The sequence below is a fragment of the Pseudonocardia wallangbongensis genome (assembly GCF_054486945.1).
This window is the reverse complement of record NZ_JBRERS010000004.1, coordinates 64194-80265: the sequence shown is the minus strand read 5'-3', so window position 1 is coordinate 80265 and position 16072 is coordinate 64194. Positions and strand designations below refer to the sequence as shown.

Below are 16072 nucleotides of genomic sequence, written 5' to 3'. Positions count from 1 at the left end.
CCAGGCCCTCGTGCCATCACCCCGCTAAGGGCAAGGCTAGCGTCGCGCCTAGTCCAAGTCAAGCACTGCAGTACTCGAAACTGTGAATAACGGGCCCGCGACGCCGGAACACCTACGGGCATGATGGGCGCCGTGACGACCTCGGCATCCCGCTCCGGGCTCGACCTCCGCTGGGTCGACCCCGCCACCCGTCCGCAGGACGACCTGTTCTCCCACGTCAACGGCCAGTGGCTGCGCACGCACGCGATCCCCGACGACCGCGCGCAGGACGGTGCGTTCCGCGCCCTGTACGACAAGGCGGAGGAGGACGTGCGCGCGATCGTCGAGGAGGCGGACGGCGCGCCCGGCACCGACGCACGCCGGATCGCCGACCTGTACGCGTCGTTCATGGACGTCGAGCGGGTCGAGGCGCTGGGGACGGCGCCGCTCGAGCCGCTCCTCGACGAGGTCGCGACCGCCGAGGACCGGGCGGCGCTCGCCGCCGTGCTGGGCCGCCGCCAGCGGGAGGGCCGCACGGCGCTCTTCGGCGCGTTCGTCTCCACCGACCCGAAGAACGCCACGCGGTACCTGGTGCAGCTCGAGCAGTCCGGGCTCGGGCTGCCCGACGAGTCCTACTACCGCGAGGACGCCTACGCCGAGATCCGCACGGCGTACCTCGCGCACCTCGCGCGCCTCGCCGAGCTCGTCGGGCTGCCCGACCCGGCCGGGCTCGCGGAGCGCGTGCTGGACCTCGAGACCGCGCTCGCGGCCGCCTCGTGGGACCGCGTCACCAACCGCGACGCCGAGAAGACCTACACGCTGATGACGCTGCCGGCGCTGCGGCAGAACGCCGCGGAGTTCGACTGGGAGCCGTTCCTCGCGGCCTTCGGCGCGCCGGACGGCGCCTTCGACGAGATCATCGTCCGGCAGCCGAGCTTCGTCGCCGCGGCCGCGAAGCTGTGGGCCGAGCGGCCGCTGTCGCAGTGGCAGGAGTGGCTCGCGATCCACACGGCCTCCGCCTGCGCCGACTACCTCACCGAGGCGATCGTCGAGGAGGACTTCGACTTCCACGGCCGCACGCTGTCGGGCACCCCGCAGCTGCGGGAGCGGTGGAAGCGCGGCGTCGGCGTCGTCCAGGGGGCGGTCGGGGAGGCCGTCGGCCGGCTCTACGTCGAGCGGCACTTCCCCGCGGCGGCGAAGGACCGGATGGTCGAGCTCGTCGCCAACCTCGTCGAGGCCTACCGGCGCAGCATCGGCGAGCTGGACTGGATGAGCCCGGCCACGCGCGAGCGGGCCCTGGCCAAGCTCGCCAAGTTCGGGTCGAAGATCGGCTACCCGGAGAAGTGGAAGGACTACTCGGCCCTCGAGGTCCGGGCCGACGACCTGCTCGGCAACGCGCTGCGCACCGGCGCCTGGAACACCGACTACCAGCTCGCCAAGATCGGCCGGCCGGTCGACCACGACGAGTGGCTGATGACGCCGCAGACCGTCAACGCCTACTACCACCCGCGCATGAACGAGGTGGTGTTCCCGGCCGCGATCCTGCAGCCGCCGTTCTTCGACGCGGAGGCCGACGACGCGGCCAACTACGGCGGGATCGGCGCCGTCATCGGCCACGAGATCGGGCACGGGTTCGACGACCAGGGCTCCAAGTACGACGGCGACGGCAACATGACCGACTGGTGGGAGCCGGGTGACCGCGCGGAGTTCGAGCGCCGCGCCCAGGCGCTGATCGAGCAGTACGACGTGCTCTCCCCCGCCGGGCTGCCCGAACACAAGGTCAACGGGGCGCTCACCGTCGGTGAGAACATCGGCGACCTCGGCGGGCTGACCATCGCGCTCAAGGCGTACGAGATCGCACTGGGCGGCACGGAGGCACCGACGATCGACGGGTTCACCGGGCTGCAGCGGGTGCTCGTCGGCTGGGCGCAGGTGTGGCGGATCGTCACGCGCGAGGCCGAGGCGGTCCGGCGGCTCGCGGTCGACCCGCACTCGCCGCCGGACCAGCGCTGCAACGCGGTCGTCTCGAACCTCGACGCGTTCCACGAGGCGTTCGGCGTGCGGGACGGCGACGCGCTCTACCGGGCGCCTGCGGAGCGGGTGCGGATCTGGTGACCGAGCGCTGGACCAGCGCCGAGTGCGCGGCCGCGTGGGGGGTGAAGCCGGCGACGTGGCTCGGCTACGTCTCGCGGGACCAGGCACCGCAGCCGCTCCCGGAGCCCGACGCGCAGGGACGCAGGCAGTGGGACGCCGGCGAGGTGCGCCGGTACCCGCGGCCGGGCGTCGGGCGCAGCCGGTCCGGCGCCGGGCCCGAGGCCGAGGCGCTGCTCGAGCAGATGCGGGAGGTCGCCGAGCGCATCGACGAGATGCGCGCCCGCCAGCGAGAGCTGCTGAGCGCCGGCAAGCAGCAGGGCCTGGAGCTCAGCGCGATGGCAACGGCGCTAGGGATCTCGCGCCAAACGGCGTACGGCTGGCTGAAGGACTAGGGCCACCGCACACACCGAGTCGGGACGGGACACATGCCCGGCGCTGTGCGCGGTCCACACCCGGTGTGTGCGGTCGCCCTGACACTCTCCGGGACGGCCGGGCCGAGCAGCTGGTCAGCCGCGGGGCGTCGCGTGGTCGGCCAGCCTCGCGACGCCCGGGGCGGCGTCGGCCCATGAGCCGCCTAGGTCGACGACCGCGATCGCTGCGGTCTTCATCTCCGGCTCCTCGCCGGTCAGCGCCGCGACGAGCTCCGCGACGCCGGGGTTGTGCCCCAGCAGGAGCGCGACGCCGACGTCATCGGGGAGCTCGGCCACGACCGCGAGCAGCGTCTCGACCGGCGCCGCGTACACCCGGTCGTCGACGACCGGGGAGGGCGGCTCGTCGAGCTCGGCCGAGATCAGCCGCCACGTCTGCCGGGTCCGGGTGGCGGGCGAGCAGACCACCGCGTCGAGGCGTCCGACCCGCTCCCGGATCCACCGGCCCGCGGCGGGCGCATCCCGCCGGCCGCGCGCGTTCAGCGGCCGATCCGGGTCCGGCACGTCGTCCGGCCACGCGGACTTCGCGTGCCGCACGACCACGAGCCGGTGGGCGTCCTCGTTCACGGTACGAACTCGCAGAAGCTCTCGTAGTGGTCGTCGGTGTAGTACCAGTGTTGCGGATCGCGCTCGTCCGGCCCACCCGTGACGATCCGGCGGGCACCCCGGTCGCTCGACCCCGGCGTCTCGACCGTGAACTCCCGGTAGTAGCCACGGTCCTCGTCGGGCAGGAGGCCCTCGCGGTTGCCGAACGTGACGCCGTCGTTGCGCGGGTGCTCGTACGGCCCGCCCGCCTCGACGTCGTCGACCACCTCGTGCGCCTCGGGTGGCAGGTCCGCGACGGCGCAGTCGGGCATGCCGTCGTCGACCGCGCCGGTGGCGGCCGGGCCGGCGGCGGGCGGCGCCGCGCTCGGCGCCGCCTGGCAACCGGTCAGCGCGACCACGGCCAGCAGCAGGCCGAGCACCATCCGGATCATGCTTCCCCCAACGCCCGCACACCGTGCCGGCGCACGAACGCGACCGTCTCGAACTGCCGGTCGCCGGGCTCGCCGCCGCGCCACAGGTCGTCGGTGGCGCCGCGCAGGATCTCGGTCAGCGCGAGGAAGCCGGGGAGATCCCCCTCCACCAGCTGCTCGGCGCCGGACCAGAACAACACCACCCGATCGTCGTCGGGCCACCACGTGGCCAGGTCGCGCAGCGAGTCGACCAGGGCGTCGAGGTTGCGGCCCGCCGTCTCCGGCAGCCGCAGGGCCCGTGCGATCGCGGCCTGCGCCTCGCGCATCCCGACCGCCGGCCCGGACACCTCGGCCACGGCGAACCCGCTCCCGGACAGGGTCCGGCGCACGCGCTCGGCATCGATCGGGGCGGCGAGCAGCACCCCGCGGCCGGTCAGGCCGGGCAGGAGCGTCGCGACGCGCACCCGTGCGGTCCGATCCATGCGCCCATTGGATCAGAAGAACCCGTCCCGCCCCTCCAGCACCACGGAACGGCGCGTCGAGCCCGCCCGGTGCCCGAGGTCGGCGCTGATCCGATCCGCCGTCCCCACGAGCAGCGGAACCACCTCCCGGGCCAGCCGCTCCGGATCGGAGCGCCCGCTGGACGTCGACGACGCGAGCGCCGCGACGACCGCCCCGGACCGGTCGCGGACCGGCGCGGACGCGGACAGCAGGCCCTCCTCCAGCTCCTCCGCGACGATCGCCCAGCCCTGCTCGCGCACCGCGCGCAGAGCAGCGCGGAAACCCTCCGGCTCGGTGATCGTGTGCGCGGTGAACGCCCGCAGGCCGGACTCCGCCACGACCCGTTCGACGACCGCCTCCGGCGCCCAGGCCAGGATCGCCCGGCCCATGGACGTGGCGTGCGCGGGGACGCGCGAGCCGATCGACACGTTGATGCTCATGATCCGCCGCACCGGTACCCGGGCGACGTAGACGACCTCGGTGCCGTCGAGCGCGGCGAGGGAGGCCGACTCCCCGGTCTGCTCGGCGAGCGCGAGCAGGTGGGGCTGGGCGGCCTCGATCATGACGTGCGAGCCGGAGTAGTGCTGGCCGATGGAGAGCACGCGCGGCGTCAGCCGCCACCGCGGCCCCTCCGCGAGCACGTACCCGAGCCGCTGCAGCGTCAGCAGGATCCGGCGCACCGCCGGCCGGGACAGGCCGGTGGCGGCGGCCAGCTCGGCGAGGGACGGGTTGGGCAGGTCCTCGTCGAAGGCGAGCAGCACCGCGAAGCCGCGCTCGATGCTCTGGATGTAGTCCCGCTCGCTCTCCGTGCCGGTCATCCCGGCAATCCTCGCACCCCGGTCACCCGAGGTGAGAGCGCAGCTCCGCTCCCATCTCGGCGACGAGGGTGCGGCCGTCGCCGATCGCGCCGGCCATCCAGAAGAAGCCGTGGATGACGCCGGGGTACGTCCTGGCGTTCACCTCGACCCCGGCCTCCTGCAGCCGTTCGGCGTAGGCCCTGCCCTCGTCGCGAAGCGGGTCGAACTCCGCGGTGACGACCATCGCCGGCGGCAGCCCGCTGAGGTCGGGGGCGTGCAGGGGTGCGGCATACGGGTTCTTCTCGTCCTCCGGTGACCGGAGGTAGTGGTCCCAGAACCACTCCATGCTGCCCCGCGTCAGCATGTACCCGTCGGCGTTGTCGCGGTAGGACGCGAACGTCGTGCCCCGCGCCGGCGCCGTCACCGGATAGATGAGCAGCTGGTAGGCGAGGCGCGGCCCCCCGCGGTCCCGAGCCATGAGGGCGACGGCGGCCGCGAGGTTCCCGCCTGCGCTGTCGCCGCCGACGCCCACCTTGGCCGGGTCGGCACCCAGCTCGCCCGCGAGCTCGGCGAGCCGGCTCGTGGCCGCGTAGCAGTCCTCGGCGGGACCCGGGAACTTCGTCTCCGGGCTCAGCCGGTACTGGGCCGACGCGACGACGCACCGCGAGGCGTTGGCCAGCGCCCGGCACGGCTTGTCGACGACCTCGATGTTCCCGACCACCCAGCCGCCGCCGTGGAAGTAGACCAGCAGCGGCAGCGCGGTGCCGGGCTCGGGGTGGTAGACGCGGACCGGCAGGTCTCCGGCCGGACCGGGCACGAGGATGTCCCGGACCTCGCCGACCGGCTCGGGCTCGCCCTGCAGGTCCCGGAACGCCCCGATCGCGTCCCGCGCCTGCGGGACGCTCATCTCGTCGAACGGGGGCGCCCCCTGGGCCTCGAACGCCTCGAGCAGGGCCTGCACGTCAGGCTTCAACGGCATCGCGCACCTCCCCGTTGCGGCTCAGGGCGAAGCCCTCGTAGCCGTTCGCGGCGATGTCGTCGCACCGCTCCCGGTAGACCCCGAGACCGCCGAGGTAGGGGTAGAGGGTGCGGCGCTTGCCCGGGATGTTCGCCCCCACCCACCAGGAGTTGGTCCTCGGCAGCAGCGTCGCGTCACCGACCTCGTGGTGGTGGTCGACCCAGCCGTCCTCCGCCTCGGGCAGCGGCTCGATCCGGTCGACGTCGCGCTCGCGCATGTACCCGACGCAGTCGGCGACCCAGTCGACGTGCTGCTCGATCGCGGCGGTCATGTTCGTGAGGACCGAAGGGCTCTGCGGGCCCGTGAGCGTGAACAGGTTCGGGAAGCCGTGGACGGCGAGCCCGAGGTAGCTCCGGGGCCCCTCCGCCCACTTCTCGGTGAGCGGGACCCCGCCCCTGCCGCGAACGCCCAGCTTGAACAGCGCGCCGGTCATCGCGTCGAAGCCGGTCGCGAAGATGATGCTGTCGACCTCGTACTCACCGTCCCGCGTCCGCACCCCGGCGGGGGTGATCTCCTCGATCGGTGAGCGCCGGACGTCGACCAGCTCCACGTTCTCCCGGTTGAAGGCCTCGTAGTAGCCGTGTTCGAGCGGTGGGCGCTTCGTGAAGAAGGGGTGGTCCTTCGGCGCGAGCAGCTCGGCGATCTCCGGGTCGCGCACGATCCCGCGGATCTTGGAGCGGACGAACTCCGACGCGGTCTCGTTGGCCTCCTCGTCGGTCAGGAGGTCGGTGAAGGTCTCCCCGCCGAGCCGGAAGCCGCCCTTCCCCCAGGCCGCCTCGTAGACGCGGCGGCGCTCCTCGGCGTCGACCTCGAGCGCCGAACGCTCCGCGACGTCGTAGGGCAGGCCCAGCGGCGACTCCCGCATCCGCTGCCAGAGCTCCTTGTAGGACTCCTTGGTCTTCCGCACGTACTCCTCGTCGAGGGGGCGGTTCCACCCCGGGATGTCGTAGTTCGGCGTGCGCTGGAACACGTACAGGCGCTCCACGTCGCCGGCGATCTCGGGGACGACCTGCACCGAGGTGGCGCCGGTGCCGATCACCGCCACCCGCTTCCCGGTGAAGTCGACGCCCTCGTGCGGCCAGTGCCCGGTGTGGTACGAGGTGCCCTCGAAGGTCTCGCGGCCGGGGAACTCGGGCAGGTTGGCGACCGAGAGGCAGCCGACGGCCGTGATCAGGAACTGCGCCGTCGCCCGGCCGCCGTCGTCGGTGCGGACCTCCCAGCGGTTCGTCGCCTCGTCGTACTCCGCCGCGGTGACCCGCGTGTCGAACCGGATGTCGCGGCGCAGGTCGAACCGGTCGGCGACGTGCCGGAGGTAGCCGAGGATCTCGGGCTGTGCGGCGTAGCGCTCGCTCCAGGTCCAGTCCTCCAGGAGCTCCTCGGAGAAGTGGTCCGAGAACACGTAGTAGATGCTCTCGCTGTCACACCGTGCGCCGGGGTAACGGTTCCAGTACCACGTGCCCCCGACGTCGCCCGCGGCCTCGAACACCCGCGCCGACAGGCCGAGCTCGCGCAGGCGGTGCAGCATGTACAACCCGGAGAACCCGGCCCCGACGACGACCGCATCGAGCTCTTCCGTGGGCTTTCCCGACGTGACGGTCACATCCGACTCCCTCGTCCGACGATCCGGTCCGTCCCCAGCATGCGTCACCGCGACCGTCCCCGGGAGGGGTGCCGGGCAAAAAAGAGGTTCATCCTGCGGCGGGTTTCTCCCGGGCTTGACCCGAGGCGCGTCCGGGTGCACTCTCTTCCGTATTGAACGCAGAGCGTTCTTGTTGTACGCATAGCGTACTCGCACGAGGAGGTGCGTGATGGACCAGCGCCGGCTGCGGGACGCCTTCGGCCGCTTCGCCACCGGGGTGACCGTCGTGACCTGCCGGAACGGGGAGGGCAGGCCGCACGGGGCCACGGTCAACGCGTTCACCGCGGTGTCCCTCGAGCCGGCCCTGTGCCAGGTGGCGCTGACGCGGAGGTCCAAGGCGTGCCAGTACCTCGACGCGGCGGGCTTCGCCGTGAACGTGCTGGCCGCGGCGCAACTGCACACCGCGCTGCACTTCGCGGGGCGCCCGCAGGAGCCGGAGCCGGAGTGGGCCGACGGCCCGACGGCGCCGGCGCTGGTGGGCAACGCCGCCACCATCTCCTGCCGGCCGTGGCGCACCTACGACGGCGGGGACCACCTCATCGTGATCGGCGAGGTCGACCACCTCGACGTCACCGATGCCGAGCCGCTGGTGTTCCACGCGGGCGCGTTCCGCGAGCTGCGGGCGCCCGAGACCGGCGTCCACTGGGCCGGCTCCCTCGACTGCCCCGAGGCCGGCTGGTTCGACGCCTCCACCACCTTCACGCCACTGCGGCCGCACGCCGCCTGACCCGACTCCACCGACGCGGAAGGGCCACCATGACCATCCAGCAGGAACGCCCCACCACCACCCGCCCGATGACGGGCGACGACTACATCGAGTCGATCCGCGACGGCCGCGAGGTCTGGATCTACGGGGAGCGCGTCCAGGACGTCACCACGCACCCGGCGTTCCGCAACCCCGTGCGCATGACCGCCCGGCTCTACGACGCCCTGCACGATCCGCAGCACGCCGAGGCGCTCACCGTGCCGACCGACACCGGCAACGGCGGCGTCACGCACCCGTTCTTCCGCAGCCCGCACTCGGTGGACGACCTGCTCGCCGACCGGCGCGCGATCGAGACCTGGGCCCGCATGACCTACGGCTGGATGGGCCGCAGCCCTGACTACAAGGCCAGCTTCCTCGGCACGCTCGGCGCGAACAGCGAGTTCTACGCCCCGTTCGAGGAGAACGCGAAGCGCTGGTACCGGGAGTCGCAGGAGAAGGTCCTGTACTGGAACCACGCGATCATCAACCCGCCGGTGGACCGCAACCTCCCGCCGGACGAGGTCGGCGACGTCTTCATGAAGGTCGAGAAGGAGACCGACGCGGGGCTCGTCGTCTCGGGGGCGAAGGTCGTCGCCACCGGGTCGGCGATCACGAACTACAACTTCATCGCCCACTACGGGCTGCCGATCAAGAAGAAGGAGTTCGCGCTCATCTGCACGGTGCCGATGGACGCACCGGGCATCAAGCTGATCTGCCGCGCCTCCTACACCCAGCAGGCCGCGGTCATGGGCAGCCCCTTCGACTACCCGCTCTCGTCCCGGCTCGACGAGAACGACACGATCTTCGTCTTCGACAAGGTGCTCGTGCCCTGGGAGAACGTCTTCTGCTACGGCGACGTCGACAAGATCAACGGCTTCTTCCCGGTGTCCGGGTTCATCCCGCGCTTCACGTTCCACGGCTGCATCCGGCTGGCCACCAAGCTCGACTTCATCGCCGGGCTGCTGCTCAAGGCCCTGGAGATCACCGGCAGCAAGGACTTCCGCGGTGTGCAGTCGCGGGCGGGCGAGGTCGTCGGCTGGCGCAACACCTTCTACGCCCTCGCCGACGCGATGGCCCGCAACCCCGACGAGTGGACGAACGGCGCGCTCCTGCCGAAGCTCGACTACGGCCTGACCTACCGGATGCTGATGATCCAGGCCTACCCGCGGGTGAAGGAGATCATCGAGTCCGACGTCGCCAGCGGGCTGATCTACCTCAACTCGCACGCCATCGACTTCAAGACCCCCGAGGTGCGGCCGTACCTGGACAAGTACGTCCGCGGCTCGAACGGCTACGCGGCGGTCGAGCGCGTCAAGGTCATGAAAGCGCTCTGGGACGCCGTCGGCTCGGAGTTCGGCGGCCGCCACGAGCTCTACGAGCGCAACTACTCCGGAAACCACGAGAACGTCAAGTCCGAGCTGCTCTTCGCCGCCGAGGCCCAGGGCACCACGGCGGCGATGAAGGGCCTCGCCGAGGCCTGCCTCGCCGAGTACGACATCGACGGCTGGACCGTCCCCGACCTGATCGGCAACGACGACGTGTCGTTCCTGCGCAACCGCTAGGAGAACCGCCATGACCACCACGGAGAAGCACTCCCCGACCGCCGCCGGATCGGGTGCGTCGGCCACCGAGTCGTTCCGCCGCGCCGGCGCGGAGGGTGCAGCGGCCGTCGATCCGCAGCGGGTCGACGCCGTCGTGCGGGCCGTCCTGGAGGGCGTGCACGCCGCCATCCGGACGCACCAGGTCACCTACCCCGAGTTCCAGGCCGCGAAGAAGTGGCTGATCGAGCTCGGCGAGGGCGGCGAGTGGCCGCTGTTCCTCGACGTGTTCCTCGAGCACGTCGTCGAGGAGGTGGCCGCACAGACCCAGCAGGGCACCAAGGGCACCATCCTCGGCCCGTACTACCTGCCCGACCAGCGGCGACTCCCGTCGCCCGCGGCGCTGCCGACCCGCCCGGACGAGGGCGGCACGCCGCTCGTGTTCACCGGCCGGGTCCACGACGTCGACGGCAACCCCGTCGGCGGCGCCGAGCTGGACATCTGGCAGGCCGACGAGCACGGCTACTACTCCGGCTTCGCACCCGACATCCCCGACGGCAACCTGCGCGGCGTGATCGTGGCCGACGACGAGGGCCGGTTCGAGATCACGACGGTGCGGCCCGCGCCGTACCAGATCCCGACCGACGGGCCGACCGGCGCGCTCTGCACCGCCGCCGGGTGGAAGCCGTGGCGGCCGGCGCACCTGCACCTGCTCGTCCGCGCGCCCGCCCACCGGCAGATCACCACGCAGCTGTACTTCCAGGGCGGCGAGTGGCTCGACGCCGACATCGCCGGCGCCACCAAGCCGGAGCTCGTGCTCGACCCGGTCGCCCAGCCGGACGGACCGCTGCGCGTCGAGTACGACTTCGTGCTCGAGCGCGCCGCGTAGAAGAGGGGTTGGAGTGAACGACCTGGCGATCGACCACGTCGAGACGGCACTGCTGGACGTGCCGTTGCGCCGGCCGCACCGGTTCGCCCGCACGAGCATGGACGCCCAGCCGGTGCTGCTGGTGTTCGTGCGCACGGCGGGCGGCGTCACCGGCGTCGGCGAGGGCGTGGTCCCGGCCGGCCCGTGGTGGGGCGGCGAGTCCGTCGAGACCATGCAACTGGTGGTCGAGCGGTACATCGCCCCCCTGCTGCTGGGCCGCCGCGTCGACGACATCGCCGGCATCCAGCGCGATGTCGGCGACGTCGTCGCGGCGAACCTGTACGCGAAGTGCGCGGTGGAGGTCGCGCTGCACGACGCGTGGGCACGCTGCCTCGGCGTCCCCGTGCACACCCTGCTCGGTGGCACCGCCCGCACCTCGGTGCCCGTGACCTGGGCGCTGGGCACCGAACCCGCGCCCGTCGTCGTCGAGGAGGCGCTCGGAAAGCTCGACGCCGGGCTGCACCGCAGCTTCAAGCTCAAGATGGGCGCGCAGGACCCCGCCGACGACGTGGCCCGCATCTGCCTGGTCGCGGAGAAGCTCGCGGGCGTCGCGAGCGTGCGCGTCGACCTCAACGCCCGCTGGGACCGGCTCACCTCGCTCACGCACCTGCCGAAGCTGGTCGACGCCGGGGTCGACCTCGTCGAGCAGCCCGTGCCGGGCGCCGAGTTCGAGGCGCTCGCCGAGATCAACCGCGCGCTGCCCGTCCCCGTGATGGCCGACGAGAGCCTGCGCACCCCCACCGACGCGCTGCGCCTGGCCAAGCTCGGCGCCGCCGACGTGTACTCGCTCAAGACCACGAAGTCGGGCGGGCTTCGCGCGACGAAGGCGATCGCCGAGATCGCCGCGGCCGCCGGGATCCCCTGCCACGCCGGCACGTCGATCGAGAGCCCGATCGGCACCGCCGCGTCGCTGCACCTCGCGTGCGCCGCCCCCGCCGTGACGTGGGGAAGCGAGCTGTTCGGCCCGCTGCTCATGAGCGAGGAGCTGCTCACCACACCGCTGCGCTACGCCGACGGCGAGCTGCACCTGCCCGCCGGCCCCGGGCTCGGAGTCGAGCTCGACCCGGCCGCCGTGCGGGCCCTGACGAGGAGGTAGCCCCGATGCTGTTCCACGTGCGGATGGACGTCACCATCCCCCGCGACCTCGATCCCGACGAGCGCGCCCGGCTCGTCGCCACCGAGAAGGAACGCGCACAGGAGCTGCAGCGCAACGGCACCTGGGCGCACCTGTGGCGGATCGTCGGGCAGTACTCGAACATCAGCGTCTTCGACGTCGGCTCCACCGACGAGCTGCACGAGATCCTCTGGTCGCTGCCGCTGTTCCCTTATCTGACCGTGCAGGTCACGCCGCTCGCCCAGCACCCGTCGGCACTGGCGGCCGGGCCATGAGCGCACCGGCGATCACCGCGGTCTGGCGCGGCGTCGACGAGATCCCCGCCGGGTCGTTGGTGGGTCGTTGGGCGCGCGGCGCCGGGATGGCGGTCGCACACCAACTCGTGCGCCGACACACCAACTGCAGTTGGTGTGCGAGCGCGGAAGTTGGTGTGTGAGCGGGTTCTGGCCGTCGAGCCCTCGCGGCGGCAGCGGCCGGCCGAACCGCCACCGGGACGGGAAGGGCTCAGTGATCGAACAGAGTGACCACGCTCTGCGGTGCTTCCCGGCCGAAGAAGGTCTCCAGGTTCTGCGCGGAGCGGCCGGCGACCTCGCCGCTACGCGGGAACAGCCGCTCTTCGTAGACGGCGAGCGCGACCTCGATGTCGAGTTGCTCGACCAGCTCGCTCGCCAGGTCGGCGGCGTCGTACATGGCAACGTTCGCGCCCTCGCCGGCGAAGGGCGACATGAGATGCGCGGCGTCGCCGACGAGTGACACCCCGGGTACCCTTTCCCATTCGAGCCCGACGGGAAGGGCATGAACAGGTCGGAGCCACGGTTCGGCGTCGCTCTCTGTCACGAAGGCGGTGAGCAGCGGCGACCAGCCGTCGAACTCGTCGCCGAGTTGACGGAGGCCGGCGGACGGGTCGCTGAAATCGATCGACTTGATCCACTCCTCGGGCTTGTTCAGCGCCACGTAGCCGCGGACGCGCCCGTCGGCGTAGCGGTGGACGATGATGCCTTTGCCCGGCGCGACCGCCATCAGCGTGCCGCTACCGATCGCGGACACGCTCGCCCGATGGTTCGGGCTGACCGAGGTGAGGGCGATCTCGATGAAGCAGGTTCCGCTGTAGAGAGGTTTGGCCGGGGTGAGCAGGGGACGCACCTTCGACCAGGCACCGTCCGCGCCGATGACGATGTCGGCGCGCGCGGCGGAGCCGTTCGTGAAGGTGAGGTCGCAGCCGCCCTCCGGACTCCGCCGGATCGAGGCGAGCTCGTGGCCCCACCTGATCGTCCCGAGCGCCAGCGAGTCGATGAGCAGGCGCCTGAGTTCGCCGCGATCCACCTCCGGACGGGCCGAACCGGGGTCCGCAGGTCTGTCGAACAGGATCGTGCCGTGGCGGTCGACTACGCGCTTGGCGTCCTCGCCCGGGCGGACCAGAGTGAGGAACTCGTCGTACAGACCGGCTGCGCGAAGCGCGACCTGCCCGGCCTCTTCGTGGATGTCGAGCAGGCCGCCCTGTGCGCGGGTCGTCGCCGAAGCCTCGCTCTCGTAGATCGTCGCGGCGACGCCGCGAGCCTGGAGCACCCGGGCGAGCGTCAGCCCGCCCAGTCCCGCTCCGACGATGGTGACGGTCTTCTGCATGCTGCGCTCCTCTGTTGCGCCAGCACGCGCCGGCGCTGGCCAGCGCCGGGAGCGGACGGGATGCCCGATCTCGGCAGGGAGACGCTCACCGATCAGAATCGTCCCGCATCGATGTATGCGCGATGTTCGGCGGGCGGGTGGACCCGCAGAGCATCGTTTTTCGCGACCTCGCCACGCTAGCCGGGCATCCGCTTCGCGGCAACCGGGCTCGGTCAGACCATTAGGTGCTTCCAGCCTCAGCCTTTCGCGGCGAAATGCTCCCGCAGCGCCCCGATCCCGGTGGCGTAGACGCCGTCGGCGAAGAAGCCGGTGAGCCGTTCCTCGTCCGCGGCGTCGGCGTCGAACTCCGACCACCACTCGACGAATGCCTCCCCGCCCGCCGTCACGGGCGCGACCCGCAGCGTGCAGACGTAGCGGCGGGCGCCGAACGGGTTCTCGACGAACTCGTAGGTGTAGCGCCGCTCGCCGTCGTTCAGCTCGAGGAGGCGCTCGACCACGACGCTGCCGTCGCCGAGGGTGAGCCTGCGGACGGCCCCGACCTCCGCGCCGGAGCCACCTTCGGTCAGCTCGCTCGCCGTGATCGCCGGGAGCCAGCTCGGCAGCCCGTTGAAGTCGCGGACGTGGGACCAGACCGTGTCGGCCGAGGCGGGTACGACACCACTGGCGTATGCGCGGGGCATGGGGGCTCCTATCGGTTGAGTCGGGTCTTGAACGCGCGGGTCTGTTCGGTCAGGGCCTTCTCGGTGGGCAGCCGTTCCATGGAGGAGGCGCCGTAGAAGCCGTGGCACAGCGCCGTGCGCTCCAGCACGTACGCGGCGTCGTCGGGCATGGCGATCGGCCCGCCGTGGCAGAGCACGAGGACGTCGTCGCGGATCTCGCGCGCGGCAGCGGCCCACTCGTCGATCAGGGCGACGCAGTCGTCGAGCGTCTTGGCGGTCTCCGCGCCGATCGAGCCGCCGGTCGTCAGGCCCATGTGGCAGACGATGATGTCGGCGCCGGCGCGGGTCATGGCGCGCGCGTCGTCGGCGGAGAACACGTAGGGCGTGGTGAGCAGGTCGGCCTCGCGGGCGGCGGCGACGAGGTCGACCTCCAGGCCGTAGCCCATGCCGGTCTCCTCCAGGTTGGCCCGGAACACGCCGTCGATCAGGCCGACGGTCGGGAAGTTCTGGACGCCGGCGAAGCCCAGGTCGGCCAGCTCCCGCAGGAACCGATCGGTGATCATGAACGGGTCCGTGCCGTTGACGCCCGCCAGCACCGGGGTGCGCTCGACGACGGGCAGCACCTCGGCGGCCATCTCCACCACGATCTCGTTGGCGTTGCCGTACGCGAGCAGGCCGGCGAGCGAGCCCCGGCCGGCCATGCGGTAGCGGCCGGAGTTGTAGATGACGATGAGGTCGATGCCGCCGGCCTCCTCGCACTTGGCCGACAGGCCGGTGCCCGCACCGCCGCCGACGATCGGCTCGCCGCGCCGGGCCATGTCCTGGAACCGCTCGACGAGCTGGGCACGCACGAACTTCACAGAAGTACCTCCTGCCAGGCGCGCACCAGCGCGTCGGCGAACTCGGGGTCGTTGACGTTGTGCGGCAGGCGCTCGACCCGCCGCCGGTCGGTCTGGCGCACCTCGGCCTCCAGCGTGGCGAAGAGCGCCTCGTCGGCGTCCGGGTCCCAGAACGCCTGCCCCGGCGCGTCCAGCGCGGAGACCCCGCCCGTGGGCAGCAGGAACCGCACCGGCCCGTCGCACGCGTTCAGCCGCTGCGCCAGGAATCTGGCGATCGCAATGTTCTCCTCCGGCGTCGTGCGCATGAGCGTGACCTGCGGGTTGTGCTCGTAGAGCGTGCGACCGGCGAACTGCGCCGGCACGGTCGACGGCGCGCCGAAGTTGACCATGTCCAGCGCACCGCACGACCCGACGTAGGGCACGCCCGTGCGGGCGATCGCGCCGAGCCGGTCCTCGGTGGCCGGGAAGACCCCGCCGACCAGCAGGTCGCACACCTCGGTGGTGGTGATGTCAAGGACCGAGCCGATCAGGCCGTCGTCCACCAGCTTCTCCATCGCCCGGCCGCCGGTGCCGGTGGCGTGGAACACCAGCGGGTCGACGGCATCGCCGAGGCCCTGCGTGACGGCGGTGACGCACGTGGTGGTGACCCCGAACATCGTCAGGCCCACCGCGGGCCGGTCGTCGGCGGCGGGAACCTCGTGCGTGACGATCCCGGCGAGCGCGTGGGCGGCGTTGCCGATCACGCGGCGGGAGATGCGGTTGAGGCCCGCGACGTCGGTGACCGAGTACCACATGGCGATGTCGGACGCGTCGACGTAGGGCGCGACGTTCCCGGACGCCACCGTCGACACCATGATCTTCCCGACGCCGACCGGCAGCGCCCGCATCGCGGGGGTGACCAGCGCGGTGCCGCCCGAGCCGCCGAGCCCGAGCACGCCGCCGACGTCGGACCGGCTCGCGAGGAACCGCTCCAGGGCCACGGCCATCGCGGCGACGGCGCTGCCGCGGTCGCCGGTGAACACGGCGGCGGCGCCGTCGGGATGGTGGCCCGCCACCTCGTCGGCCCCGACGTCCGCGGGCCCGCCCCGCGCCTGCGTGGACACGTCGACCGTGACGACCCCCGCGCCCGCCGCGCGCACGCGCTCGGCCGCGTAGCCCAGCTCCGCGCCCTTGGTGTCGAAGGTGCCGATGACGTAGGCGAGGGCCATGATTCG

At 72.1% G+C, this 16072-nt stretch carries 17 protein-coding genes; 7 read left to right on the top strand and 10 right to left on the bottom strand.

What is annotated here, in order from left to right:
• Positions 1-132: 132 nt before the first annotated feature.
• Together ACU436_RS15570 and ACU436_RS15565 are read left to right on the top strand one after the other, a co-directional pair.
• Positions 133-2094 carry a M13 family metallopeptidase gene (locus ACU436_RS15570; protein WP_459025847.1) on the top strand — a complete coding sequence of 654 codons (1962 nt, stop codon included), beginning with the start codon at positions 133-135 and terminating at the stop codon, positions 2092-2094.
• Positions 2091-2465, top strand: a complete 375-nt coding sequence (locus ACU436_RS15565) for a hypothetical protein (RefSeq protein WP_459025845.1) — start codon at positions 2091-2093, stop codon at positions 2463-2465. Before ACU436_RS15570 ends, ACU436_RS15565 begins: the two co-directional genes overlap by 4 nt.
• Positions 2466-2579: 114 nt before the next feature.
• Here ACU436_RS15565 and ACU436_RS15560 read toward each other — a convergent pair whose 3' ends face one another.
• Genes ACU436_RS15560 through ACU436_RS15535 form a run of 6 tightly spaced genes read right to left on the bottom strand, consistent with a single transcriptional unit; the run spans position 2580 to position 7373 of the window.
• Positions 2580-3068: a SixA phosphatase family protein gene (locus ACU436_RS15560; RefSeq protein ID WP_459025844.1), complete on the bottom strand. Its 489-nt coding sequence runs from the start codon at positions 3066-3068 to the stop codon at positions 2580-2582.
• The gene (locus ACU436_RS15555) at positions 3065-3478 is read right to left on the bottom strand and encodes a guanyl-specific ribonuclease (RefSeq protein WP_459025842.1); all 414 of its coding nucleotides are present in this window, start codon (positions 3476-3478) and stop codon (positions 3065-3067) included. The genes ACU436_RS15560 and ACU436_RS15555 overlap by 4 nt, the downstream gene beginning before the upstream one ends.
• On the bottom strand, positions 3475-3939 hold the full coding sequence (locus ACU436_RS15550) for a barstar family protein (protein WP_459025840.1): 465 nt from the start codon (positions 3937-3939) through the stop codon (positions 3475-3477). The genes ACU436_RS15555 and ACU436_RS15550 overlap by 4 nt, the downstream gene beginning before the upstream one ends.
• 12 nt (positions 3940-3951) lie before the next feature.
• Positions 3952-4776 (bottom strand): IclR family transcriptional regulator domain-containing protein, encoded by an 825-nt coding sequence (locus ACU436_RS15545; protein WP_459025838.1) that lies wholly within the window; start codon positions 4774-4776, stop codon positions 3952-3954.
• A 22-nt stretch (positions 4777-4798) separates the two neighbouring features.
• Positions 4799-5734 carry an alpha/beta hydrolase gene (locus ACU436_RS15540; protein WP_459025836.1) on the bottom strand — a complete coding sequence of 312 codons (936 nt, stop codon included), beginning with the start codon at positions 5732-5734 and terminating at the stop codon, positions 4799-4801.
• Positions 5718-7373, bottom strand: coding sequence for a flavin-containing monooxygenase (locus ACU436_RS15535; protein ID WP_459025834.1), 1656 nt, complete (start codon positions 7371-7373; stop codon positions 5718-5720). Before ACU436_RS15535 ends, ACU436_RS15540 begins: the two co-directional genes overlap by 17 nt.
• A gap of 208 nt (positions 7374-7581) precedes the next feature.
• Between ACU436_RS15535 and ACU436_RS15530 the strand changes: the two genes are divergently transcribed.
• From ACU436_RS15530 to catC, 5 genes are read left to right on the top strand one after another with little or no spacing between them, the layout of a single operon-like run.
• Positions 7582-8139, top strand: a complete 558-nt coding sequence (locus ACU436_RS15530; protein ID WP_459025832.1) for a flavin reductase family protein — start codon at positions 7582-7584, stop codon at positions 8137-8139.
• A gap of 29 nt (positions 8140-8168) precedes the next feature.
• A complete protein-coding gene (locus ACU436_RS15525; protein ID WP_459025831.1) occupies positions 8169-9719 on the top strand; it encodes a 4-hydroxyphenylacetate 3-hydroxylase family protein in 1551 nt (516 codons plus the stop codon).
• A gap of 10 nt (positions 9720-9729) precedes the next feature.
• Positions 9730-10584: a dioxygenase family protein gene (locus tag ACU436_RS15520; protein WP_459025829.1), complete on the top strand. Its 855-nt coding sequence runs from the start codon at positions 9730-9732 to the stop codon at positions 10582-10584.
• 13 nt (positions 10585-10597) lie between these two features.
• Entirely contained in the window at positions 10598-11719 is a 1122-nt protein-coding gene (locus tag ACU436_RS15515) for a muconate/chloromuconate family cycloisomerase (protein ID WP_459025827.1), read from the top strand.
• 5 nt (positions 11720-11724) lie between these two features.
• Positions 11725-12012, top strand: coding sequence for a muconolactone Delta-isomerase (gene catC, locus ACU436_RS15510; RefSeq protein WP_459025826.1), 288 nt, complete (start codon positions 11725-11727; stop codon positions 12010-12012).
• 229 nt (positions 12013-12241) lie between these two features.
• On the opposite strand, the gene ACU436_RS15505 is transcribed toward catC, so the two are convergent.
• The 4 genes from ACU436_RS15505 to ACU436_RS15490 all read right to left on the bottom strand — a co-directional run bounded on the left by ACU436_RS15505 (position 12242) and on the right by ACU436_RS15490 (position 16066).
• Entirely contained in the window at positions 12242-13360 is a 1119-nt protein-coding gene (locus ACU436_RS15505) for an FAD-dependent oxidoreductase (protein ID WP_459025824.1), read from the bottom strand.
• Between the two features lie 236 nt (positions 13361-13596).
• Positions 13597-14040, bottom strand: coding sequence for an SRPBCC family protein (locus tag ACU436_RS15500; RefSeq protein ID WP_459025822.1), 444 nt, complete (start codon positions 14038-14040; stop codon positions 13597-13599).
• An 8-nt stretch (positions 14041-14048) separates the two neighbouring features.
• The gene (locus tag ACU436_RS15495; RefSeq protein ID WP_459025820.1) at positions 14049-14879 is read right to left on the bottom strand and encodes a phosphoenolpyruvate hydrolase family protein; all 831 of its coding nucleotides are present in this window, start codon (positions 14877-14879) and stop codon (positions 14049-14051) included.
• The gene (locus ACU436_RS15490; RefSeq protein WP_459025818.1) at positions 14876-16066 is read right to left on the bottom strand and encodes a Tm-1-like ATP-binding domain-containing protein; all 1191 of its coding nucleotides are present in this window, start codon (positions 16064-16066) and stop codon (positions 14876-14878) included. Before ACU436_RS15490 ends, ACU436_RS15495 begins: the two co-directional genes overlap by 4 nt.
• Between the last annotated feature and the right edge of the window lie 6 nt (positions 16067-16072).